The 23,693-nt window shown below is 73.4% G+C and carries 20 protein-coding genes and 1 pseudogene; 7 read left to right on the forward strand and 14 right to left on the reverse strand.

Annotated features, from left to right (window positions below; all coding sequences use genetic code 11):
• Positions 1-93 (forward strand): annotated as a pseudogene (locus tag ABT026_RS23135) (non-homologous end-joining DNA ligase); the annotation flags it as partial.
• 42 nt (positions 94-135) lie between these two features.
• Here the strand turns inward: ABT026_RS23135 and ABT026_RS23140 are convergent.
• From ABT026_RS23140 to ABT026_RS23170, 7 genes are all read right to left on the reverse strand, one after another.
• Positions 136-834, reverse strand: coding sequence for an aggregation-promoting factor C-terminal-like domain-containing protein (locus ABT026_RS23140; protein WP_351116957.1), 699 nt, complete (start codon positions 832-834; stop codon positions 136-138).
• Between the two features lie 471 nt (positions 835-1,305).
• The gene (phoH2, locus tag ABT026_RS23145) at positions 1,306-2,631 is read right to left on the reverse strand and encodes an RNA 5'-3' helicase PhoH2 (protein ID WP_351116959.1); all 1,326 of its coding nucleotides are present in this window, start codon (positions 2,629-2,631) and stop codon (positions 1,306-1,308) included.
• Positions 2,632-3,003: 372 nt separating this feature from the next.
• A complete protein-coding gene (locus tag ABT026_RS23150; RefSeq protein WP_351116961.1) occupies positions 3,004-3,777 on the reverse strand; it encodes an isoprenyl transferase in 774 nt (257 codons plus the stop codon).
• Between the two features lie 458 nt (positions 3,778-4,235).
• Positions 4,236-5,243, reverse strand: a complete 1,008-nt coding sequence (locus ABT026_RS23155) for an endonuclease/exonuclease/phosphatase family protein (protein ID WP_351116963.1) — start codon at positions 5,241-5,243, stop codon at positions 4,236-4,238.
• A gap of 110 nt (positions 5,244-5,353) precedes the next feature.
• Positions 5,354-6,793 (reverse strand): hypothetical protein, encoded by a 1,440-nt coding sequence (locus tag ABT026_RS23160; RefSeq protein ID WP_351116964.1) that lies wholly within the window; start codon positions 6,791-6,793, stop codon positions 5,354-5,356.
• Positions 6,790-10,041 carry a DEAD/DEAH box helicase gene (locus tag ABT026_RS23165; RefSeq protein WP_351116966.1) on the reverse strand — a complete coding sequence of 1,084 codons (3,252 nt, stop codon included), beginning with the start codon at positions 10,039-10,041 and terminating at the stop codon, positions 6,790-6,792. Before ABT026_RS23165 ends, ABT026_RS23160 begins: the two co-directional genes overlap by 4 nt.
• A 56-nt stretch (positions 10,042-10,097) precedes the next feature.
• On the reverse strand, positions 10,098-11,123 hold the full coding sequence (locus tag ABT026_RS23170; RefSeq protein ID WP_351116968.1) for a hypothetical protein: 1,026 nt from the start codon (positions 11,121-11,123) through the stop codon (positions 10,098-10,100).
• A gap of 187 nt (positions 11,124-11,310) precedes the next feature.
• Between ABT026_RS23170 and ABT026_RS23175 the strand changes: the two genes are divergently transcribed.
• The gene (locus ABT026_RS23175; protein ID WP_351116970.1) at positions 11,311-11,478 is read left to right on the forward strand and encodes a hypothetical protein; all 168 of its coding nucleotides are present in this window, start codon (positions 11,311-11,313) and stop codon (positions 11,476-11,478) included.
• 285 nt (positions 11,479-11,763) lie between these two features.
• On the opposite strand, the gene mscL is transcribed toward ABT026_RS23175, so the two are convergent.
• Positions 11,764-12,255, reverse strand: coding sequence for a large conductance mechanosensitive channel protein MscL (gene mscL / locus ABT026_RS23180; protein ID WP_351116971.1), 492 nt, complete (start codon positions 12,253-12,255; stop codon positions 11,764-11,766).
• A gap of 635 nt (positions 12,256-12,890) precedes the next feature.
• On the opposite strand from mscL, the gene ABT026_RS23185 reads away from it, so the two are divergent.
• Both ABT026_RS23185 and ABT026_RS23190 read left to right on the forward strand, forming a co-directional pair.
• Positions 12,891-14,636, forward strand: a complete 1,746-nt coding sequence (locus ABT026_RS23185) for a hypothetical protein (protein WP_351116973.1) — start codon at positions 12,891-12,893, stop codon at positions 14,634-14,636.
• Positions 14,637-14,852: 216 nt separating this feature from the next.
• Positions 14,853-15,014 (forward strand): hypothetical protein, encoded by a 162-nt coding sequence (locus ABT026_RS23190; protein ID WP_170145095.1) that lies wholly within the window; start codon positions 14,853-14,855, stop codon positions 15,012-15,014.
• An 84-nt stretch (positions 15,015-15,098) separates the two neighbouring features.
• On the opposite strand, the gene ABT026_RS23195 is transcribed toward ABT026_RS23190, so the two are convergent.
• A complete protein-coding gene (locus tag ABT026_RS23195) occupies positions 15,099-16,406 on the reverse strand; it encodes an MFS transporter (RefSeq protein ID WP_351116975.1) in 1,308 nt (435 codons plus the stop codon).
• A gap of 129 nt (positions 16,407-16,535) precedes the next feature.
• Here ABT026_RS23195 and ABT026_RS23200 point away from each other — a divergent pair, with 129 nt between their 5' ends.
• The 3 genes from ABT026_RS23200 (at position 16,536) to ABT026_RS23210 (ending at position 20,528) form a co-directional block, all read left to right on the forward strand.
• A complete protein-coding gene (locus tag ABT026_RS23200) occupies positions 16,536-17,531 on the forward strand; it encodes an ArsR/SmtB family transcription factor (protein WP_351116977.1) in 996 nt (331 codons plus the stop codon).
• A 145-nt stretch (positions 17,532-17,676) separates the two neighbouring features.
• Positions 17,677-19,242 carry an MDR family MFS transporter gene (locus ABT026_RS23205; protein WP_351116979.1) on the forward strand — a complete coding sequence of 522 codons (1,566 nt, stop codon included), beginning with the start codon at positions 17,677-17,679 and terminating at the stop codon, positions 19,240-19,242.
• A gap of 281 nt (positions 19,243-19,523) precedes the next feature.
• Positions 19,524-20,528, forward strand: coding sequence for a hypothetical protein (locus ABT026_RS23210; RefSeq protein WP_351116981.1), 1,005 nt, complete (start codon positions 19,524-19,526; stop codon positions 20,526-20,528).
• 128 nt (positions 20,529-20,656) lie between these two features.
• Here ABT026_RS23210 and ABT026_RS23215 read toward each other — a convergent pair whose 3' ends face one another.
• The 5 genes from ABT026_RS23215 to ABT026_RS23235 are packed head-to-tail and all read right to left on the reverse strand — an operon-like array spanning position 20,657 to position 23,690.
• Positions 20,657-21,322 (reverse strand): OmpA family protein, encoded by a 666-nt coding sequence (locus tag ABT026_RS23215; RefSeq protein WP_351116982.1) that lies wholly within the window; start codon positions 21,320-21,322, stop codon positions 20,657-20,659.
• A gap of 2 nt (positions 21,323-21,324) precedes the next feature.
• Entirely contained in the window at positions 21,325-21,909 is a 585-nt protein-coding gene (locus ABT026_RS23220; RefSeq protein WP_351116984.1) for a hypothetical protein, read from the reverse strand.
• A gap of 15 nt (positions 21,910-21,924) precedes the next feature.
• On the reverse strand, positions 21,925-22,518 hold the full coding sequence (locus ABT026_RS23225; protein ID WP_351116986.1) for a hypothetical protein: 594 nt from the start codon (positions 22,516-22,518) through the stop codon (positions 21,925-21,927).
• Between the two features lie 8 nt (positions 22,519-22,526).
• Positions 22,527-22,727, reverse strand: a complete 201-nt coding sequence (locus tag ABT026_RS23230; RefSeq protein ID WP_351116988.1) for a hypothetical protein — start codon at positions 22,725-22,727, stop codon at positions 22,527-22,529.
• Between the two features lie 54 nt (positions 22,728-22,781).
• The gene (locus ABT026_RS23235) at positions 22,782-23,690 is read right to left on the reverse strand and encodes a DUF5936 domain-containing protein (protein ID WP_351116989.1); all 909 of its coding nucleotides are present in this window, start codon (positions 23,688-23,690) and stop codon (positions 22,782-22,784) included.
• Positions 23,691-23,693: the final 3 nt, after the last annotated feature.

Raw genomic sequence — 23,693 nt, forward strand, 5'->3', positions numbered from 1 at the left:
TTCTTCTCCAAGAACGTGCCGCCCGGTACGCCCGAGTGGGTCACCACCGCGGACGTCCCGCGGTCGGACGGGCCGTCGCGGATGGTGATGGTGCCCCGGGAGCGAAGCCCCCGGGTCACCGCGGTACGGGTCCGGTCAGTACCAGTGGTTGGCCTGCCAGAAGTCCCAGGCGCCGCAGGGGCTGCCGTAGCGGGACTCCATGTAGTTCAAGCCCCACTTGATCTGGGTGGCCGGGTTGGTCTGCCAGTCGGCGCCCGCCGTGGCCAGCTTCGAGGCCGGAAGCGCCTGGAAGAGACCGTAGGCGCCGGAGGACGCGTTGACCGCCTTGTAGTTCCAGCCCGACTCGTGGGAGACGATGTTGCTGAAGCACTGCCACTGGTCGGCGGCGACCATCTGGCGGGCCATCGCCTGGACCTGAGCCGTCGTGTAGGAGGACTGCACCGCGAAGTCGGCGGCGTCGGCCTTCTCGCGGGCGGCGCGGTCGGCCTTCTTCTGCTCGGCCTCGCGCTCGGCGGCCGCCTTCTTGGCGACGGCCTGCTTGGCCGCCGCGACGCGGGCCTCCGCCTCGGCGCCCTTGCGGGCCTCGTAGTCGGCTGCGATGGCCTGTGCGTCGGCCTGGGCCTCCAGGTGCGCGACCTGGACGTCGGCCTGCTGGCCGGCCGGGATGTCCGCGAGGAGCAGCGTGGCGCCCTCGGCGGCTGCCTGTGCGTCGTTCGGCTGGGCGGTGCTGCCCGTCGCGACGCCGACCACGCTTCCGACTGCGGTGACCGCCGTGGCCGAAGCCACCGCGAATCCCCGGACCGAGATCCGGCTCACACGATTTCCTTCCAGCATCGCCCGCATCGGTGACCCTGGCGGACGCGTTCGTGCCCCTGGCGCTGGCCTCCCAACAACGGGTCACGGAGGCGCGGGCCCGGTGGGCGACTCCCTTGCGGGAGCGCCGTGTACAGCTCGGGCGGCATGCGGCTGCGCTATGCAGTTGGCCTTGATGCTCATGGGGGGCGGTACCGCTGGGGGTACCGATGAGCCGCATGCGGGGCCTGACAGAAGGGAGACTCTGCCGTAACGGACACCGCAAGGCAATTCCCAGTGCCGTGTGAAAGCTCACATGGCCCACGCACAGGGGAATTTCACCGATCCGGAGGACGTGCGAACGCCGCCCGGCTAGGCTCTCGTGCCTTTGCCGGACGGCGCTCGACTTCCCTGCTGTGCCGCTCAGTTGGCGGTGATCGGAGGAGTGTCCGGATTACCGGATGACCATGTGCATTTCTCGCAGATCACCCGATATCCATCTTTTCCGGACTGTCACATCGCGCTCTCCTCGAGCATCTCCGTGACCAGCGCGGCGATCTGGGACCTTTCCGACCGGTTGAGAGTGACGTGGGCGAAGAGCGGATGGCCCTTCAGGCGCTCGACCACGGCGACGACTCCGTCGTAGCGGCCCACCCGGAGGTTGTCCCGCTGGGCGACGTCGTGGGTGAGCACCACCCGCGAGTTGGCGCCGATCCGGGAGAGCACGGTCAGGAGCACGTTCCGCTCCAGCGACTGCGCCTCGTCGACGATCACGAACGCGTCGTGCAGGGAGCGGCCGCGGATGTGCGTGAGCGGCAGGACCTCCAGCATCCCGCGCGAGGTGACCTCCTCGATCACCTCGCGGCCGGTGACCGAGGAGAGCGTGTCGAAGACCGCCTGCGCCCAGGGGTTCATCTTCTCGCTCTCGGATCCCGGCAGGTAGCCGAGGTCCTGGCCGCCCACCGCGTACAGCGGCCGGAAGACCATGATCTTCTTGTGCTGACGCCGCTCCAGCACCGCCTCCAGGCCGGCGCACAGCGCCAGCGCGGACTTGCCGGTGCCGGCTCTGCCGCCCATCGAGACGATCCCGATCTCCGGGTCCAGCAGCAGGTCGAGGGCGATCCGCTGCTCGGCGCTGCGACCCTTCACCCCGAACGCCTCGCGGTCCCCGCGCACCAGGCGCACGTCGCCGTCGGCGGTCACCCGGCCGAGCGCCTTGCCCCGCTCCGAGGTGACCCTCAGGCCGGTGTGGACCGGGAGGTCGACCGCCTCGGGGACGTGCACCACCCCCTCCTCGAAGAGCAGGTCCACCTGCTCGGCCGAAAGGGTGAGTTCGGACATTCCGGTCCACCCGGAGGAGTCCGTGATGGCAAGCTCGGCGCGGTACTCCTCGGCGAGGAGCCCGACCGACGACGCCTTGATCCTGAGCGGGAGGTCCTTGGAGACGACCGTGACGTCGAATCCCTCGGCCTGGAGGTTCCGGGCGACCGCGAGGATCCGGGAGTCGTTGTCCCCCAGCCGGTAGCCGGAGGGCAGCACGCTTTGATCCGAGTGGTTGAGCTCGACCCTGAGGGTGCCTCCCAGGTCTCCGATCGGGATGGGCGCGTCCAGCCGCCCGTGCTGCACCCGCTGGTCGTCGAGCAGGCGGAGCGCCTGCCGCGCGAAGTACCCCAGCTCGGGATGGTGCCGCTTGGCCTCCAGCTCCGTCACCACCACGACGGGGAGCACGACTTCGTGCTCGTCGAAACGGTGGACGGCGTTGGGATCGGCCAGCAGGACGCTGGTGTCGAGAACGTAGGTGCGCCGGTCGGGCTTGTGGCGCTGTGCGCTGGTCACCACGGAAGGACGTACCCCCTCGGGGAAGGTCGGGGAGCGACGACGGAATGTGGACCGGTCTCGGGCGCCGATGCGCGGGCCGAGAACCGGCCCCCCGCTGCGTCCGTGACTGCCTCGGCGGCACGGTCGGGCTGGTGCAAAGGGCCTCCCGGACGGGCGGCCCCTGTGCCGCCCGCTGAGGTGTGACACCCGTGGTTCGGGCGTCGACCTGCAGGGGTTATGCCCGCCCACGGCCCTCGCCATGCCGTCGCCCCGCCCCGTCGTACGACAACTCCCCCACGCCACCCGCGAGTGTCCGAACTCATCGGCGGTGAGGGGGAGTTGAAAAAGCAGGTGATTCCGGCCCCGGCGGAGGGGCCCGGAGGGCGTCGAGTTTCAGCCGCCGAACCGGCGGTGCCGGGCCGCGTAGTCGCGCAGCGCGCGCAGGAAGTCGACCTTGCGGAAGGCCGGCCAGAAGACCTCGCAGAAGTAGTACTCGGAGTGCGCGGTCTGCCAGAGCATGAAGCCGGACAGGCGCTGTTCGCCGCTGGTGCGGATCACCAGGTCCGGGTCGGGCTGGTCGCCGGTGTAGAGGTGACGCCCGATGAGGTCGACGTCGAGGGTCTCGGCGACCTCGTCCAGGGTCCGTCCGCGCTCGGACGCCTCCTGGAGCACGGAGCGCACCGCGTCGACGATCTCCTGCCGCCCGCCGTAGCCGATGGCGACGTTGACGAGTATCCCCGTGTTGCCCGCGGTGGCCTCCTCGGCCTCCTTGAGGGTGCGCAGCATCCCGTCGGGGAGACGGTCCGTGGCGCCCACGTGGTGCAGACGCCAGCGGCCGTCGGCGGCGAGGGAGTTCACCACGCCCTCGATGATGCCGAGCAGCGGGACGAGCTCCTCCTGCGGGCGGTCGAGGTTGTCCGTGGAGAGCAGCCAGAGGGTGACGACCTCGACATCGGTCTCGGCGCACCAGCCGAGGAACTCCTCGATCTTCTCCGCGCCGGCCTGGTGACCCTCGGCGGTGGTGCCGCCGGCCGCCTTCGCCCAGCGCCGGTTGCCGTCCACGATCACGCCGATGTGTTTGGGCACCTGGGCATGGTCGAGGTGGCCCTCTACGCGGCGTGCGTAGACCCTGACGAGCAGGCGGCGAAGGTTGTCGCGCAGCTTCACGTGATTGTCAGCCCCTCCGTGCGGATCCCCCGGGAAGCGTACCCCCGCCCCCTGCGGCGCCCGGCCCGCCCCCTGCGGGGCCGAGGGGCCCGGACGCCGGGACCCGGCGCGGCAAAGAAAACGGGCCGGTCCGTGGGGGGGAGACGGACCGGCCCGAGGGGGGGAGTTCCACCATAACCCTTCGTAAGGGATGGCGCGTACATTGGCGGCAAACAACTACTCTCCGAAGCCGATCGACGACGCCGCGCATACCGCATTCCGGGCATATCGATCGCTCTGCTCGCGCGGCCGTGATCGATTCACATCCCGTGGGGCCGATGTCACATTCCATTCCAAGGCATCACCGCCCCCTCACCCCCGTTTCACAGCCCCTCCCCGTCCCGGCCCTCCCGCCCCGCCCGTCCCCCCGTCCGGGCGAACCCGACACGCCGCGGCTGACGCGGGGGGGGCGCCTCCGGTCAGAGGCGGAGGTGGGCGAGGAGGGGGAGGTGGTCGCTGGGGGTCGGGGGGAGGGAGGTGACGTGGAGGCTGCGGGGACCGCGGGCGAGGACCTGGTCGATGCGGGCCAGTGGGAAGGCGGCGGGCCAGGTGAAGGAGAGGCCGCCGTGGACGGGGGTGGCGAGGCGGGCGGTCAGGGGGGCGAGGCCGCCGTCGTCCAGGGTGGAGTTGAGGTCGCCGAGGAGGAGGACGCGGGGCAGTGGCTCGGCGTCGATCGCGGCGGCGAGCAGGCGGGCGCTCTCGTCGCGGCGCGCGGAGGTGAACCCGGCGGTCGGCGAGACGCGGACCGAGGGGAGGTGGGCGACGAGGACGGCGAGCTCACCGTGGCGGGGCAGGCGGACGGTGGCGCGCAGGGCCCGCTGCCAGGAGGGGTCCACTCCCGCGGGGCGGATGTCGAGGGGGCGGACGTCGGCGAGCGGGTGGCGGGAGAAGAGGGCGACCGTGCCGGACGCGGCGTGATGGGGGTAGCGCTCGCGGAGGACGGCGCGGAGGACGGGCAGGCTGTCGGGCGTCACCTCCTCGAGGGCGATCAGGTCGGGACGGGGAGCGGCGACGGCGCGGGCGGTGGCCGCGGGGTCGGGGTTCACGTCGTTCACGTTGTGCTGGACGACGGTGAGGTCCGTGCGGGGCTCGGCGCGCGGCAGCAGGTGCGGGCCGAAGAGCCAGGCCCAGGTGAGGGCGGGCAGCAGCGCGGCGCACAGGGCGACGGGCGTCCGGCGGCGCAGGAGGGTGAACAGCAGGAGCGGCGGCACGGCGAGGCCCAGCCAGGGCAGGAACGTCTCCACGAGGCTGCCGAGCCGCGGCCCCCCGTCGGGCACCGCCGCGTGCCCTGCCAGCAGGGCGGTCACCAGCAGGGCGAGCAGGACGGGGGCGTGCCGCCGGGCGAGGAGGGTGAGCTTCCAAAGGCGCGTCCGGGGCGGGGTGCGCGCCGGGGTCCGGGGCGGGGGCTGGTGCGGGGTCGGGGCCATGTGGGGGCAGGACGCGGATCGGGGAGGCGCGGTTCCGGGAGCGGGCGGTGCCGGTGCACGGGCGGCCGGGGTGGCGGGCGGGGAGGCGGCGCGTGGGACCTCGGGGGTGGTCAGGGCTGGGGAGGGGTTTCCTCGGCCGCCAACAGTTCGGCGGTCGCGGCCGCGGGGTCGGTGGACGGCTCGCCGGAGGGCCACCACGCCCCGTCGCGTCGCCGGTACCCGTACCAGCGCCCGTCCCGCCCCAGACGCAGCTGCAGCCCCCTGCCCCCGAAGGTGAAGCGGTTCTCCTCCACGGTGAGCCGCGGCTCCTCGTCCGGCGACCACGCCTCGGCCAGCGCGGTCCGTGCGCGCGCCGTCGCCGCGGGGGCCGGCGTCCAGGGACGTTCCAGCACGTCCAGGCCGGCCGCACCCGCCGTGCGCCACGCCTCGGCCAGCTGGTCGACGTCGTGCCCGGCGCCGCGCTCGGCGGCCCGCTCGGTCACCGCCTGCCGCAGCCGCTCCCGTGCCCGCGGGTCCGGGTGGGTGGCGGCGAGGCGCACGGTGTCCTGCCAGGGATCCGGCGGAGGCGGCGGGTCCTCGGGGCCCGCGCCGTGCAGATGGGCCAGCAGCTCGCGCGCCCGTACCGCCGCGTCGGCCACCAGCCGGTCCAGCGGGTCCGCCTCGATCCCGGTGGCCGGCGGCTCCTCCTCCGCCCCGGCCTGCCGCCTCGGCACCGGGGGCAGCGGCGGCAGCGCCGCCGGGGGGCGGGCGTAGGCGTCACGGTTGCTCCGCGGGACCCGGCCGTCGGGCTCCGGCGGGTCGAGGGGGACGGGCTCGACGTCCTCCTCCGCCTCGTCGTCCACCTCCTGCGGGGCCGCCTCTTCCTCTTCCTCTACTTCCTCCTCAGGGGCCGTCCCGTCGGCCTCGGCGCCCGGGGCCGTCCCGTCGTCCTCCCCCGTCACCTCCGTCATGGCCCGCAGCATCAGCTCCGACTTCAGGTCGTCGAGCACCGCCTCGCGGGTCCGCCCGCGCAGCAGCGCCAGCAGCCAGGGGTCGTCGTCGAGCAGCCACGCCGTCTGGACGGCCAGCGCCAGCGCGTGCGCGCACGGGTGCTCGGGGGCGTCGCAGCCGCAGTCGGCGTCGAGGTCGCCGTGGCCGGGGAGCAGCGGCATCCCGGCCTCGCCGGCCTCCTCGGCGAGCTCGGCGGGCAGCGTCCCCTCCAGCAGCGCGGCCGCCGACTCCGGACGGTCGGCGAGGTGTTCGGAGAAGCGGTCCCATGCGGCGTCGTCCAGCACCGGCACGGTGAGCTCCGTGGCGTACGCCGCGTCCCCCGCGTAGCTCTCGGCGCGAACCCGGCCCGGGGCGACGGTGACGGGCCCGAGGCGGCCGGAGCGGGCGAAGGAACGGCCGCGCCGGAGCGGCTCCTCCTCCGGCCAGACGTCCTCCACGGCCGCCGTCCACACCCGCGCCCAGGCGGTGCGGCCGCGGGTGGCCCCGCCGCGGCGGACGGGGAACGCGGGCAGGGTCCGCTCCCCGGCGGATCCGGCCGACGGTGCTGCGGCGTCGTTCATTCGGTGCTCCTCAGCGCGACCAGGTCGGCCAGTTCGTCGTCGGACAGCCGGGCGAGCACCTGCTCCCCGGAGCCGAGGACGGCGTCGGCGAGTTCCTTCTTGGCCTCCAGCAGCGCGGCGATGCGGTCCTCGACCGTGCCCTCGACGATCATCCGGTGCACCTGCACCGGCCGGGTCTGCCCGATGCGGTGGGCGCGGTCGGTGGCCTGCGCCTCGACGGCCGGGTTCCACCAGCGGTCGTAGTGGACGACGTGGTCGGCCCGGGTCAGGTTGAGGCCGGTGCCGGCCGCCTTGAGCGAGAGCAGGAAGACCGGCGCCTCCCCGTCCTGGAACCGCCGCACCAGCCGCTCCCGTTCGGCGACCGGGGTGCCGCCGTGGAGCAGCAGCGCGGGGATGCCGCGTGCGGCGAGATGACGTTCCAGGAGGCGGGCCATCGTGACGTACTGGGTGAAGACCAGGGCGGCCCCGTCCTCGGCGAGGATGGTGCCGAGCAGCTCGTCCAGCAGCTCCAGCTTGCCGGAGCGGCCGGTCAGCCGCGCCTCGGCCGGGTCCTCCTTGAGGAACTGGGCCGGATGGTTGCAGATCTGCTTGAGCGAGGTGAGCAGCCGCAGCACCATCCCGGCCCGGGCGAACGCGCCGTCCTTGCTGCCCTGTTCGCCCGCGGCGCGGATCCGCGCCATGGCCCGCTCGACCTGGGCCCGGTACAGGGCGGCCTGTTCGGCGGTCAGCGGGACCGGGCGGTCGGTCTCGGTCTTGGGCGGCAGCTCGGGGGCGATGCCGGGGTCGCTCTTGCGCCTCCGCAGCAGGAAAGGGCTGACCAGCGCCGCCAGTTGCTCGGCGGCGGGAAGTTCACCCGGGCCGGTGGCGGAGCGCGCGGCCGCGGTCCCGGTGCTGCCGGAACGGTCGGAGCTGACGGAGCGGTGGGTGCCGTTGGAACGATCGGTGCCGTTGGAGCGGTCGGTGCCGTTGGAGCGGTCGGTGCCGTTGGAGCGGTCGGATCGATCGGTGCGGTCGGTGCGGTCGGTGCGGTCGGTGCGCCCACCGCGTTCGGCGTCGATGCGGGCGATCCAGCGGCGGCGGAACCGGGCGTGGCCGCCGAGCAGCCCGGGGGTGGTCCAGTCGAGGATGGCCCAGAGCTCGGAGAGGTTGTTCTCCACGGGCGTGCCGGTGAGGGCGATCCGGATGGCGTCGCCGCCGATGCGGCGCAGCGCCTTGGCGGTGGAGGAGTAGGCGTTCTTCACGTGCTGGGCCTCATCGGCGACGACCAGGTCCCAGTGGACCGCGGCGAGTTGGGCCGCGTCGAGGCGCATGGTGCCGTAGGTGGTGAGGACGACGCCATCCTCGACGCCTTCCAGGTTGCGGCCGGGGCCGTGGTGCCGTCGGACCGGGACGCCCGGGGCGAAACGCTTCACCTCGCGTTCCCAGTTGCCGAGCAGCGAGGCGGGACAGACCACCAGGGTGGGGCCGCCGGCCTCCCCGCCCCGGTCGCGTCTGAGCAGGTGGAGGGCGATCAGCTGGACGGTCTTGCCCAGGCCCATGTCGTCGGCGAGGCAGCCGCCGAGACCGAGGGAGGTGAGCCGGTGCAGCCAGGTCAGGCCGCGGAGCTGGTAGTCGCGGAGGACGGCGGTGAGCGCGGCCGGAGGCTCGACCAGCTCGGTGTCGTCGCCCCGGCCGGGCGCGGTGAGGCTGCGGGCGATCTCGACGAGCCGTTCGTCGGGCAGCACGGAGACCTCGGCGCCCTGCACCTCCGTCCCGCCGGTCAGTGCGGCGGCCAGCGCCTCGACCGCGGTGAGGGGTCTGAGGCCGCCCTTCTCACGGACGGTGCGGGCGGGGGCGTCGCCGATCAGCAGCCACCGGCCGCGCAGCCGGACGGCGGAGCCGCCCGCCTCCACCACGGCGGTGACCTCCGCGGTCTCCTCCTCGGTGAGCGGGTCGTCGTCCAGGCAGAGCTGCCAGGTCAGCTGCACGGGACCGCCGTGATCACCGCGTGCGCCGCCGAACAGCGCCCTGGCGTCGGCACCGCCGTCCTGACCGGAGCCCACCACCGCGCGTGCGGTGAGGGCGCCGGCCTCGGAACCGGGCGGGCGGACCACCTCGACGCCGTGCGCTGCCAGCCGGTCGCCTGCGGGGCCGAGGAGTTCCCGCAGCTCGCGGGCGGTGAGGTCCAGGGCGCCGGGCACCGGCAGCAGGCGGTCCAGGGGCGGCCACACGTCGGCGGCGCGGCGTAGGGCGCGCACCATGTCCACCTGGGCGGCGGGGCCCAGGGCGTGATCGGCGCCGGCGAACAGGGCGTCCGCGTCCATGGCGACGGTGGGGTCGGCGAGGCTGTGGGCACGGGGGACGAGGCGGGTGGTGGGCGCGGCGGGGACGACGGGGGCGGGGGTGCTGCTCGTGCTGCGCGCGCTGCCCGTCCTGCCGGCGCTGCCCGTACTCTGCGGGATTCCGGCGCCTTCGGGGCCTCCCGGATCTCCCGGGCCTCCCAGGTCTCCCGGGTCGACGATCTCGATCTGCAGGGAGACGCGGACGCCGGAGTCGACACCGGCGGAGATCTCGTCGGCCCAGGCCCGCAACTGCGGCACGTACTGCGGCTCGGTCGCCGCGAAGGCGGCGCGGCCTGTCGCGACGGGCGCGGCCGGGGTGCGGGGCAGGGTGTCGGCGACGGCGTCCAGGAAGCCACGGACCAGGGCGGTGACGTCGGAGTCGGGCGCGGCGACGGCCTCCGCGGGGGCGGCGGCCACCAGTTCACGCAGGCGTTCCACGTCCTCGGCGTCGAACGGTCCGGCCCGCCACGTGTCGTAGCCGCCCGGCGAGACCCCCGGCAGCGCACGCTCCCGGGCGAGCAGCCGCAGGGCCAGCGCGAGGACGCCGCCCCAGAAGGCGGTGGCGGGGTGCGGGACGGCGGGCCCGTCGTCAGTGGTGGTGACGAGAGCGGCGGGGGGAGGGGCGGACGTCGTCCGGGGCTCCGGGGCGGGTGCGGCGTCGGAGGCACGGCGGCGGGCGAGGGCGAGCACGGGGATCGCGTCGGCCACGGTGAGCCGCAGCACCGGAACGGTGCGCAGCACGAGGCGGCCACGGTCGTCCCGCACCACCAGCCGGGCCCACCCCCGCTCCCCCGCCGGGATGCGCGGCGGCCGCGACCCGGCCGGGAGCCGGAAGGCGACCCGCCCGGTGCGTGCGGGATCGCCCGGTTCGAAGACCGCTGCACACCGCACCAGCTCCGCCGCCTGGCTCCGCGTCAACCACACCATGCGCACAGTCTCCCTCAGGGTGAACGGCGCGCCCGGCGCGTCGGCATCGACCGTTTCTACTGGATGCTCCAGCGGTGGGGGTGGCCGGGGTCCCCGGGACACGCGAAGACGTTGAGTTCGCCCCAGCGCCCGAACACCACCTGGGTGGGCGATGCGTGCGGGTGCGGCGGCAGGTCGGCGTCCTCCACCGGCCGCCAGCTGACGGTGCCGTCCCATTCGCCGGAGTCCGCGGTGAGCAGCAACTCCATGGGCGTGGCGCACACCTGACAGTCCATGGGGTACGGGTCGGTCGTGTGCCAGGAGGCGTACCCGCCTGCCCGCCATCCGGGTGGCACGGAGAGGTCGTACTGGTAGCGGGGGATGTCGGGCGTCTCGTCGCCGTAGTCGCCGTCCGGTCCGCGGTCGGCCCAGGGCCGCTCGGCGGTCTGCTCCTCGGCCTCCTCCTCGCGTTCGTCCTCCCAGGCGTCGAGCCGTTCGCACAGCTCCTGGGGGAGGCAGCCGGCGAAGGGGTAGGTGACGACCTGCTCGGGATGCAGGACGCACGGCTCCGGCACGTACCCGTCGAAGCCGACGACCTCGGGCTCCGGCTGGGGGCGGGCCACCTCGGCTCCGGCGGCCTCGGCCGAGCGTCGCCAGTGCACGTGGACCTTCGTCCCGTGCCCGGTCCGGCCGTGTGCGTCGAAGGGACAGGCGAAGAGCTGGAGCAGGTCCGCGCCGTCGGGGCCCGGGCGCAGGTCGGGGACGTCCCGGCGGTAGAGCTGGGCCAGGGCGATCATCGGGACCGGGTGGTCGTCGGGCAGGTCGAGCAGACGGCGCCTGTCCTGCGGGCCGGAGGAATCGCCCTCGCCCCGGCGGGCACGGCGGACGTCCCGCGTGCGGTACCCGGTACCGCGGTCGTGCGGTTCGGTGCAGACCGGCCACGCCTCGTCCTCCGGCCACAGCAGCGGGCCGCCCACCGAGCTGTCCGCCACGGTGGGCGTGCCGGGGCGGGGGTGCAGCCGGGTGGTGGTGCCCCGGTACGCGGCGAGTTCCGGGAAGACGGCCTCGACGTCCAACGGGCGGGGCGGGGTGGTTCTGGTCATGACCACGACCTTAGTGAGGGGGGTGGGGCCGCGGGGGCCGGTCCCGCGAGACCGGACGGGCCTCCGTCACGGCGTCCTTGACCCTGTCCTTGGGTGAGGCCACAGCATCGGTGACACCGGGCGATGGGCGCCCGGTGGCCGGCGGCCTGTGCGCCGAGAGGCGTGCCGGCCGCAGGAAGGAGGCACCGTGCACCACATCCCGTATCCGCACCGCTCCGAGGAACTGCTGCGGGCTGCGGAGGAGTACCGGCTCGCCCGCGAGGCCGGGGCCCGCGGCAGGACCTCCCGCGCCGCTCCGGCCACCCGCTCCTGGCCGCCCCGCCTGCGACTCCGCCCCCGGCCACCCCGCACCTGACCGCCGGGGCGGGCGGGCTTACCTGGCCGGCGGAGGCGCTGTCCAGGGGGCTGACGCAGCGGTCGACCGGGCGTGACGTCGGGTCCGGCGCAGAGGTCTCGCGGCGTACAGGTGCACGCGGCGCGCGGATCGACTCCGCGCGGTCGTCGCACCGAGTCCCGCCGGCCGCCGCCGTCTGCGCCGGGCCAGGCCCCGCTGGTCGCGGGCATCGATGCGGAGCCCCGCCCTCCCTCGGGCGGCGGAGGGCGTCCGGCCCCGCTGAGGCAGGGCGGGACGCCCTCGGACTCAGCGAGGGGAGACGACGTTGCCGCCCGCCGTCGTGCCGCCCTGACGCTGCTGGACCAGCGCGTCGCGGATCTCCTGCAGGACCTCGAGCTCGGTGACGGTGACCGGGTCCTCCACCCGCCGCTCCTGCGCCTCCTTGGCCTTGCGGCGGGCCGCCTGGCGGGCCAGCACGCGCGACATGGGCAGGACCATCAGGAAGTAGACGACCGCCGCGGTGATCAGGAAGGTCAGCGTGGCGCTGAGCACCAGACCCCACATGATCTCGACGCCCTGCCCCTTCTTCGTGCAGTCCCCCTCGATGCAGACGCTGTACTGCGCGAGATCCATCGTGCCGAAGGCGCCGACGACGGGGTTGATCACACCCTCGACGATCTTGTTCACGATGTTCGTGAACGCGGTGCCGATCACGACAGCCACGGCCAGGTCGATCACGTTGCCCCGCATCAGGAAGGCCTTGAAGCCCTCCAGCACGCTGACCTTCTCCTCGCTCACCCGAGGCCCCTTCCGTACCGAACCGGTCGGCACGCATGCCGCCGTTGAGGAACACAACGATCGAACCCTAGGGGGCGGGCGTCAGCCCGGCGCAATCCGTTCACTCGATCGTGGACAAGTGCCCGGTGGGGCCACGGAACACGCACACCTCACCCGCACATCCGACGGTCCCAAAGGTGGTCCGCGACCCGGTGGGTGATCCAGCGGTGGCACCTGCGGCACCTCGACGGTCCGCACGACACGCACCCGCACCCGCACGCCGGCGTGGGGCGACACGGGGCGGGGCGGAAACCATCGGGCCGGGTGGCCGGACAGGGCGTCGCCGTCGTGCGGTTCGAACTCCGCACACGCCCCGTCCGGCCACCCGGCCACGACGGTGATCTCCTCGTTGCCCGGACTCCCCGGTTCATGCCCGGAAAACGGAACGAAATTGTTCAGATCCCGGGACCGGCTCCCCGGATCGGGACCGGAAGGAAAAAACCGTCACCCGTTCGGAGGACGGTTGGAACTCACGCATTTCGACGCTCGTTGGCGGAACAAGCGTCGAACTCCTGTGGGCGGCAGGGTGCCGGACAGGAGCTCTGCGATTGGCGCGGGGTCGTTACGGCCCCGCCTGCGTGGAGGGAGTACCGACCGTGACGGACCTCAGCGACCATCCACTCGCCCACAGAACGGTACTGACCGTTCCCGATGCCGAGACGCTCTTCGAGGACGTGCGCCGTACCAGTGCCCGGTGGCTGCTGGGCAGGTACGGCGCCGCGCCGCTGGAACCCGGCCGGCACCGGCTGGACCGGGCCACGGTGCTGACCAACCAGACGGCATGTCTCCCCGACGGCTCCGAACGCGCGATACGCCTCCAGTTGCGGGAGGAGAGGGAGGAGGCGGTCTGGCGCACCACCATCACGGCCCTGGCCTCGGAGGACATGGCCGCGGTGTCGGTGGGCCTGGAGGTGTTCCCCGACGAGGGCGCGCGGCCACGGGCCGGGCGGCCCAAGCTGGTGCGGGACCTGGTGGCGGCGCTGCGGCCGGAGGACGGGTCGGCCCGGCTGACGCTGGACGCGCAGTGCGTGGAGGCGGGCGGCGTCGAGACGCTGATGGACGTGCTGTGCGACCCGGAGCGCCGGCTGCCCGTCGTGGTGGCCGCCGATCCGGTGCGGCCCCCCGTCGACGGGCTGTGGTCGGAGCGGCTGGAGCGGATCGTCCGGCAGGCCGCGGGAGCCGCCTCGCTGTACCGGCTGGCCGACCTGGAGGCGGTGGACGCCTTCCGGGAGGCGATAGGCGAGGACCACGGGGTGGCTCCGGGAGCCGTGCGCACGTACCTCACCGACGTCGATCCCGCCTGGGGCAAGGACGCCTCACGCCACCGCTTCCTGACCGCCGCCCGCATGTGCGACGCGGAGGACCGGGCCTGGTTCGGCATGGTGCGCGCCGTGCAGCGCCTGTCCACCGCGGCGCCGCTGCCCCGCCCGCTGCGGAGGGTGCTCTTCCCCGACGAGACCGCGCGGCGGCACGGCGGGCGGGAACACGGGCGGCCGGGCATCGGGCGGGGTGCCGCCGTACCGGTCCTGCCGCCACCGCCGGACACGCCGCCGTCGTCCACGAACCCGGACCCGGACGAGGCCGCCCGGCTGCGCGGGGAGGCCGAGAAGCTGCGGGCCGAACTCGACCGGGCCCGCGAGGAGTTGCGGCAGGCCCGGCTGGACGCGGAGTTGTCCGCGCGCAGCCTGGCGGCGCTGGAGGAGCAGCGGGACCGGGCCGTCTCCCAGGCCGAGGAGGACATGGAGACGGCGCTGCGCGCGATGGACGGCGAGGAGGCCGCCAGGGCCGAGGTCTACGTCCTGCGCGAGCGGCTGTGCGAGGAGGGCCGGTACGAGGAGACGGTCGTCAAGGAGGCGGCCGGCGCCCCCGACTCGTTCGCCTCGGTGTGGGAGCGCCTGGACTCCCTGGACGGCGTCCTGGTCACGGCGGACGCCCAGCGGGCCCTGGAGCTCGACGACGCGCAGCGCGGCCACATCTGGGCGGCCAAGGCGTGGAAGGGGCTGCGGGCCCTCAACTCCTATGCCAGGGCCGCGAAGGACGGCTTCAAGGGCGGTTTCTACCAGTACTGCTCCTCGCCGCAGTCGGGCGGCGAGTGGCCGCGCAAGCAGGTGGCGCTGGTGGAGTCGGAGACGACCATGAACAGGTGGGGCGAGGAGCGGATCTTCCCGGTGCCGACGGGGGTCGACGCCTCGGGCATGGCGGAGATGCAGTCCCACCTGAAGATCGACAGCAAGGGGAGCACCTCACCGCGCGTCTATTTCCTGGACGACACCAAGGGGATCACGGGCCGGGTGATCGTCGGATACATAGGCGCGCACCTGACCAACACCCGGACCAACTGAGGACCGGACCGACCGAGGTAACTGATGGGCGGGCCAACGCCGTTGGGGGCGGGAGGCCGCGGGACGAGGCCGCGTCGGACGGGGAGTCTGATCGCCGGGAAGCGGGGCAGACGGAAGGCACGGGCGGTGGCCACGGCTTCAGGGACGCGGGGCCGCCGCCCGCCCGGGACGACGCATACACAACAACGACCCACAACCGAACAAGGAGTGGCCCCCATGCTCGCGATAGCCGGTGCCGTGCTGTTCGTCATCGCCTTCCTGATCAACGCCACCGAGCTGGACACCAACGCCGTGTTCAGCTCCGGCAACCTCACCCTGCTCGGCCTCGCAGCCGTCGCCCTGCACCTCGCGGGACTGGGCGGCCGCCGCACCCGCTGACGCCGCCTGCTCGGCGCCCCGCTCTCGCGTTCACGGCCCCGCCCGCCCCGCTCGGCCCGCCCTGTTCCCGCCTCCCCCGGCGGTTCAGGCGGCCAGCGCGTGCCGGGTGCGGGCCGTGACGCGTCGGGCCAGTGCAAGCGAGAGCGCCGAGGCGGTCACGCCCGCGACCAGGGCCGTCCACCAGAGCACCGCCGGACCGGCCGCCGTGTAGAGCAGGACGCCCACGGTCAGCGCGGTGAAGCGGGCGACGCCCCACGTCCAGTTCAGGGCGCCCTGGTAGCGGCCGCGGGCGTGCGGCGGGGCCAGGTGCGAGATCACGGTGGCGCTGATGCCGGCCACCACCACCTCACCCAGCGACCAGACCACCACCGAGACGACGTACCCGGTGACGCCGTCGGCCAGTCCGGTCATCGCCACCCCCACCGCGACCAGCATGCTGCCCGCCGCGTGCACGGACAGCTGCGGCAGGTGGGCGAGCCGGGTGGTCACCATCGGCTGGAGCAGCACCACCAGCGCCGCGTTGACCGCCCCGAGCGTCCCGTAGACCGTGGGGGACAGTCCGCTCCCGCTGATCGCCAGAGGCAGCGCGGCCTCGGTGAGCGCGTACACGAAGGACTGGACGCCCAGTACCGGCAGCACCAGCAGCATCAGCCGGTCCCGCACCACGATGCCGTACCCGACGCCGGCCCCACCGGCATCCTTCACCCCGGCCCCGATCCCGGCCCCGGCCCCGGTGGCCGCCGCGCCCGCCGCCTCGGGCCCGTCCGTCGCCGTCACCTCGGCCGCCACGACACCGGTCGCGTCCGCCTCGTGCCCGCTGCGCTTCGCGGGCCGGGTCTCCCGCAGGCGGGTCGCCACCACCAGGGCGTACGCCAGCATCGACGCGGCGTCGACGGCGAACAGCAGCCAGTACCCGTGCGCCGCCAGGAATCCGCCGAGCACGCCGGCGATCGAGGTGCCGATGTTGATCCCCCAGCCGAACAGCGCGTACGCCTGCCTCCGGTGCGGCCCTTCCACCGAGTCGGCCATCAGCGCGTAGACGGCCGGGGAGACCATCGCGTTGGTGGCGCTGACCAGCAGCGCGGCCGTCGCCATGAGGGCGACGCCCGGCGCCAGGAAGAGCGCGCCCTGCGCGGCCGCGGTGCCGACGAGCCCGATCAGCATGGTCGGGCGGCGGCCGATCCGGTCGGCGAGCAGCCCGCCGACGGCAGGGCCCAGCAGGCCGCCCGCGCCGAGCGCACCGAGGATCAGTGACGTCTCGGCGCCGGTGATGCCCCGGGAGGCGAGGAAGAAGACCAGGAACGGCGTGACCATGCAGCCGATCCTGTTGATGATCGTGCCCGCGAAGAGGGTCCGGACGGTCGCGGGGAGGACGCGAAGGGTGGAGAACATGTGAGGAGGCTGTCCCTGGTCACCGTCCTGTCCCAATTGATTAAGCTCAGACCGAATCCAACGGACTTGCGGGGATCGCGCCGGTGATCGGACAGGTCGGGCCCGCCCGCGTGACGCGACGGGGGTTGCGTGGAAGCAGAGCTCACCTTCTCGGCGACGGACCTGGCGCAGACCCGCTTCGCCGTATCCCCCATGTGGGAGGTGGTCACCAGCTTCCGGCTGCTGTCCGCCGGGACCGAGCCGCCGCCGTACCGGAGCTGGCTGGCCCAGGTGCGTCCGCGGGTCCGCGAGGCCGGGCTGGACCAGGGCTGGCTGGCCGCGCTGGTGCCGCCGCGGAACTATCTCGCCGACTTCCTCACCCCGCTGCCCGCCGCACCGTTCGCCTCCCTGACCGAGGAGCTCGACGCGATCCGCGGCACCGACCCGGCCCGGGTCCGGGCGGACGTGGCGTGCCTGCTGGACGCGGACCCCGAGCCGCGCGCCGAGGTCCGGCTGCGGCTGCTGGAGAGGGCCCCGGAGGCAGCCCTGGCCAAGCTCACCACGGAGATCGAGACCTACTGGGAGGCGGCGCTCGCCCCCTACTGGGCCCGCATCCGCAAGCTGCTGGAGGCGGACGTCTTCCACCGCGCCCGGCAGACCGCCGAGCACGGCTCCGCGCACGTCCTCAACGACCTGCACGACTCCGTGCGCTGGGACGACGGCGCGCTGCGGCTGCTGCGCCGTCAGGCCGGGCTCTCGCGCACCGGGTCCGGCCCGGGTCTGCTGCTGGTCCCCTCCGCCTTCACCTGGCCCGGACCGCTGACCCGCGCGGTGCCGCCCGAACCGCCGCAGGTCGCCTACCCCGCCCGCGGCGTGGGCCTGCTGTGGGAGGGGCGCACCACCGCCTCCACCGACGCGATCGCCGCCGTCCTCGGCCGCTCCCGCGCCCTCCTGCTGGCCGAGCTGGACGTCCCCGCCTCCACGACCGACCTCGCCCGGCATTGCGGTCTCTCCCCCGCCGGGGTCTCCCAGCACCTGACCGCGCTGCGCGACGCCGGCCTGGTCACCGCGCACCGCAACGGGCGCTCCGTCCTCTACGCCCGCACCGCCGTCGCGGACGCCCTGCTGTGTCCCCCGGCAGTGTGAGGGCCCGTGACACGCGTCACGCGGGGGTGCCTGGAGGAATGATCGCGTCCTGGTGCGAGTTGGACAGCCGGGCAACGGCACACGGTCGCCTCGTCCCCTGCAGCACCAGTACCAGCACCAGCAGTGAGCAGCGCCCGGAGGATCCATGGAGACCGCGTCCACCCGCCCCCGCCCGACGTCGCCGTCGGCCTCGCCGTCACCCGAGATGAACGGGGAGCACGCCCCGCCGGGCGCGGAGACCTCCCCCGGCGCGCCCGCCGCACCCGCCGCACCCGCCGCACCCGCCGACGGCAAGCTCCCCCGCAGCCACTTCACCCTGATCGCGCTGCTGCTGGTCGCCGCGTTCGTCGTCATCCTCAACGAGACGACCATGGGCGTGGCGCTCCCGCCGATCATGGAGCACTTCGGCGTCTCGGCCGGTGTCGGGCAGTGGCTCACGACCATCTTCATGCTGATGATGGCCGTGGTCATCCCCATGACCGGCTTCCTGCTGCAGCGTCTGGGCACCCGCGTCTCGTTCCTCATAGCCATGGGGCTCTTCACGGCGGGCACCGCGCTGGCCGCGCTCGCCCCGACGTTCGGCGTCCTGGTCGTGGCCCGCGTGGTGCAGGCCAGTGGCACGGCCGTGATGCTGCCCCTGCTGATGACCACCGTCATGAACCTGGTGCCGCCGTCCCGCCGCGGCCGCTTCATGGGCAACGTCTCGCTCGTCATCGCGGCCGCCCCGGCGCTCGGCCCCGTCATGTCGGGCGCGCTGGTCGAGCCGCTCGGCTGGCGCGGCATCTTCGGCGTCATGCTGCCGATCGCGGCCGTCTCGCTGATCCTCGGCGCGCTGATGGTGAAGGACGTCTCCGAGCGGAGCCGGCAGAAGCTCGACCTGCCCTCCGTCCCGCTGAGCGCGCTCGGCTTCGGCGGCCTGGTCTACGGTCTGTCGGCGATGGGCGAGGGCGGCGGCGCCCCCGTCCACCCCGCGATCCCGATCGTCCTCGGCGTGGTGGTCCTGGGTCTCTTCACTTTCCGCCAGGTCCGCCTTCAGCGCACCGACGACGCCCTGATGGACATGCGCGCCTTCCGCGCGCCCGGTTTCTCCAAGGCGCTCGCGGCGATGTCCGTCGCCGCCCTCGGCATGTTCGGCGCGCTGATCCTGCTGCCGCTGGTCCTCCAGGAGGCCATGGACCTGGACCCGCTCTCCACCGGCCTGATCGTGCTGCCCGGCGCCATCTCGATGGGCCTGCTCGGCCCGGTGGTGGGCGGCTGGTACGACCGTGTGGGCCCCCGCCCCCTGGTCGTCCCGGGCTCGGTCCTCACCGTCCTGTCCATGCTCGGCCTCTCCACCGTCGAGCCGGACAGCTCGTGGCTGCTGGTCCTCGCCTCCCACGTCGTGCTCTGCCTGGGCCTGGCCATGATGTTCACCCCCCTCTTCACCACCGCCCTGGCCGGCCTCACGCCCGCGCTGTACTCCCACGGCTCGGCGGCCCTGAACACGGTCCAGCAGGTCGCCGGCGCGGCCGGCACCGCCCTGTTCATCGCCCTCTTCTCCGCCCGCAGCGAGTCCCTGGCCGACCAGGGCGTCCCCACGGCGGAGTCCCTCACGGGCGGCGCGCACCTGGCCTTCCTGGTCGGCGCGGGCGTCCTCGTCGCCGGCCTCCTCATCGGCCTCACCCTCCGCCGCCCCGAGGGCGCCGCCCCGGCGGTGACGGGCGGCCACTGAGCCACCGCCGCCTCTCCCTGCCCTCCGGCAGGTGCTGACCTTCCGCCCGCCCCCGGCTTCCCGGGGGCGGGCGGACAGCGTCGTGCCGGGTGGCACCGGAGGCTCGCTGTCCGCCCAGGTGCCTAGGGTGAGCGACGCAAGGCCGTCGGCGGGTTCCCCGACGGGACAGCCACGGACGAAGCCGGCGGGGGTGCCAGGTGCACTGGTGGGGCAAGGGTCCCGAGACGCGCGAGCAGTGGGTGCTCGACCCGTTGTCGGGAGTCGGACCGTTGCGGTTCGGCATGAGCCCGGCGCAGGTCCTCGCGGTGATGGGCGAGGAGACGCTCAGCATGTCGCAGTCCACCCAGGACCGGGAGGTCGTGCACGGGTTCGGCGGTGGCGGCGTCACCGCGATCTACGCGCCGGAGCCGGGGCGGCGGTCCGGGACTCGCCTGGTCGCGGTGGAGGTCGACGTGCCCGTCGGGCCGAGGGTACGGCTGGGCGACATCGAACTGATCTGCCGGGTTCCGTCCGAGGTGCGGGCCGACCTCGAGCAGCTGGCCCGAGCACAGGGTGCGGAGGTCCGACGGAACTGGAGCGGCGACCCGGAGATCACCGCGTGGGGGTTGTCCATGGGCACGTCGCGGGAACTCCCGTGGACACCGGACGGGTACGGATCACCGACGGACCGGTTGGTCACCACCGCGCTCCTGGTGTCCGGGGACCTGGCCGACAGCCCGTACGACACGGCTGCGGTCACTGCCTGGCGCGACGTTCGCGCCCGGGGGACGAACCCGGGGACGTGGCCCTTCACCCCTCTCCCGGAGCGCCCGCGCTGGACGGGAAAGCCCTTGGAGGCGGTGGGACCGTTGCGGTTCGGGATGAGCCCCGAACAGGTGGCCGCCGCCCTCGACGGCGCGGTCCCGGCCGCCCGGCGTGGCACCTTCCCCCGGCCGTGGCACGGGCCCGGGAACTGGTGCCTCACCGACGACGAGTTCCCCACGGCCGGTGTCACCGCGCACTACTGGCAGCGCGAGGGCGGACCCACTCTGGCCGCCGTGACCGTGCACGGCCGCACCGGGCCCCAGGTCGAACTGGAAGGCACCGAACTGGTCGGCCGCGTACCGTCGGCGGCCGACACCGCGCTGGACGACCTCGCGGAGCGGAAGAACTGGAGACTCGTCATCAGCTGTTCGGGCGACCTCGGGTCCGACGAGCCGAACGTGCACCTGAAGGCGGAGAGAGCCGGCGACGCCCTGGTCAGCGGGGTCAGGTTCTGTGCCGCCGGCTGGGAGGAACACGGGTGACCGGTGCCGGGCCGGCCCGGGTGAGCAGGCGGGCAGGGGTAGGTGTCCGCTGCGGGTGAGCCGTGGCGTGCCGCTGGGGCAGCATGTCCGGGACTCACCTTTGGCGTACACCTACCCGTCCGCCGCCGCTACGCGCCCGACGGGGCAGAAGCGGCGACGTCGGGGGACGGCGCCTTCTGGAAGGTGACCTCCACGCGGCGGTTCTTGCGGCGGCCCTCCTCCGTGGTGTTGTCGGCGATGGGGTAGTCCTCGCTGTAGCCGCGGACCTCGTAGTTCACGTCCGGGCCCAGGGTCGCGGCGAGTTCGCGCTGGACCTGGTCGGCGCGGTCCTTGGACAGCTTCTCGCCGTGCGCGTAGCTGCCGAGGTTGTCGGTGAACCCGAAGACGCGGACGGTGGTGGCCTGCTGCCCCTTGATCTCCTCCGCGATCGCCGCGATGCGGGACTTCGCCTCGGGGTTCAGGCGGGAGCTGTTCTTGGGGAACAGCACCTCGGCCTGGAGGGCGAGGGTGACGGTCTGGGGGGTGTCCTCACGGCGCTCCTCGCCGCCGAGGTCCTCGACGACGGACTTGATGTCCAGCACCTTCGCGGGCGCGAGCTTCGCGCCCGGCTCCAGCCGGAGCCCGGACGCCCCGCCGTCCACCTCCGGCGGCGCGGCGGAGCTCACGGACCCGGGGGGTTCGCTGGGTCCGCCGTCGTCGGCGAAGGCGGGGGTGCCGGTGAGGGTGAGGGTGACGAACACGGCGAGCGCGGTGACGGTACCGGCGGCGGGGGTGGGGCGGGGGGTGGGTGGCATGGCTACTCCCCTGCCGAGAGTTGGATGGTCGCGGGGGGCATGGACCCGACCTGGAACTTGACCTCGGTCGCGTCTCCCGAGGGTGCGGGGAACTGGGCGTACCAGTCGGTGGTCTTGCCGGAGTCCACGCCACCGCCCTCGAACTTCGTGCACAGGCAACGACCCTCAGTGTCTCGCAGGACCAGATACTTCTTCTTGGCCTTACTGTCGACAAGAGAGGCACCGGCCATTGAAGGGCCGTTTCCGTTCAGCTCGCTTTCGTCACCGCGCCAGTCTCCCGCCATCCAGAACTCGCCCCCGTTGTTGGTAACCGTGCCGTTGAGGGTGACAAAGCCGCCCTCGTCACGGACCGCGGAGGTGACTGCCAGGGAGATGTCGCCGCTCTTAACCTCCGCGAGCACGGCAGCTTCCTGCTCATCCTTCGGCGGCGCCTTGTCTTCGGTGCGCTTACCGGGCGAACTGGCAGAGCTACCCTTGTCCGGGTCGTCACCGCCGCCACTGCTGCAACCGGTGCTGACCACCAGCAAGCCTGCGGCTAGGGCGGCTGCCCCCATCGTCCTGCCCGTTGCTGTGCGCAGCAGCTTCATAGGTGCCGTTTCCTTTCACTCGGCCAGGTACACGGAGAACATGGTGGTGGGGTCCGGAAGGACGTCCGGATCGAAGTCGTCGGGGTCGATCTCGACCACCTGGCCATCGCAGTCGAGCTCGACCGGTTCTTCGGGGTCAGCGTCCGGGTCGTAGTCACAGAGCGGTTCGATCACCGCCGTCGCGGCAGCCTCGGCCCGCATCGTCTCGGTGCCGGGGATGACGGAATCACCCACGGTCCCGATGGATCGCACCTCCACTCGGTACCCGTGGTAGCCACGCGCCTCTGACGGCTGCGGCCCTGCGATGACGGTCGCCTCATTGGCGGCTGCCAACTCCTGCGCTGCCGCACCGGCTGAGGTGACCTCAGGTAGCTCGCCGTCCAACCAGGCCAGCCAGTCGTCCCCCTCGGTGACGCCGTCGCCGAGCGCGGTGATCAAGTCGTCCCTGGCTTGCTGCGCCGCCGCGAGTGCCGCCGCGTCCGCCGCCGTCTGCGTTGTGCCGCGGACAGCCGCCCCTTGAGCGAACGCGAAGAATGCAAGGGCGGCAAGGAGCAGAATCCCGGTGAGCCATATGTAGAGCGGCAGGGTCTGCCCTTGATCCCCCTGCACTCGGCCTCTCAGCCGCCGACCACGTCCGTGACGGCGCGCCGAATGGCACTCGAGATCAGGTTGTCCAGCGCCAAGCTGTCGATCAGGACGAAGATCCCCGCCACGATGATCAGCAGCCCCGCGTACTCCACGAAGCTCGCCCCTCGGTCCCGTTCCGGGCCGCGTAGGCGGGCGAGGGTGGTCAGGGTCCAGGTGTGCAGTCGGGTCATGGCTGTCCTCCAGGTGATGGCGTCGTGTCGCTGCTGCTGCCCGGGGTGACGTGGTCATTCGCCCCCCAGGATGGATCCGATGCCGGTGGCTGTGCCGAGGAACATGCCCGTGGCGATGAGGATCAATGTCGCCGGGAGCATGAACAGCAGGGTCACCAGCGTGGCTTTGGGAATCGTCTTGGCGGCGCGGCGGCGGGCGTTCTGCGCGTCGGTGCGGCGCATGTCCGTGGCGATCTGGATGAGGGTCTCGGCGATGGGGGACCCCAGTTCCTCGCCCTGCTGGAGCGCGGAGACGAACTGGGCGACCTGTTCGCTGTCGTTGCGGCGGCGCAGCTCGTCGAAGGCCTGGCGGCGCGGGACGCCCATGTCCATCTGGCGCAGCGTGATGCGGAGTTCGTCGGCCCAGGGCCCCTCGTACCGTTCGGCGACGCGGTCGAGGGCCTGGCGGAAGGCGAGGCCGGCGGAGACGACGACGGCGAGGACGTCGAGGAAGTCCGGCAGCGTGCGGTCGATGACCTCGCGGCGTTCACGGACGGCCTGCCAGATCTGGGCGTCGGCGGCGAGGAGGCCGAAGGCCAGGGACAGGAGGGCCATGGGCCAGGACGCGTTCGTCGCGAAGACGAGGAACATGAAGGCGCCGAAGAGGCCGTAGACCGCACGCCGCGCGGCGTAGCGCTGGAGGGTGAGGCCGCCGGGGTTGCCGGCCATGTCGATGCGGCGCCGCTTGGCGTCGGCGCGGCGGGGACCCATGAGGCGCAGGACGGTCGGGGCGAAGCGCATGCCGAGGCGGTCGACGGCGGAGTCACGGCGGCCGACGCGGGTGGCGCCGACCTCGAGGGCGAGGGCCAGGTCGTCGGGGAGGGCGGCCTCGGAGCGCAGCAGGCGGATGCCCTGGACGAGGCCCACGGCGGCGAGGGCCGTCAGGAGGGCGAGGCCGAGGGGGAGCAGGGCGGACGGCGTCATCGC

The organism is Streptomyces sp. NPDC002734, from assembly GCF_040295685.1.
GTDB lineage: Bacteria > Actinomycetota > Actinomycetes > Streptomycetales > Streptomycetaceae > Streptomyces.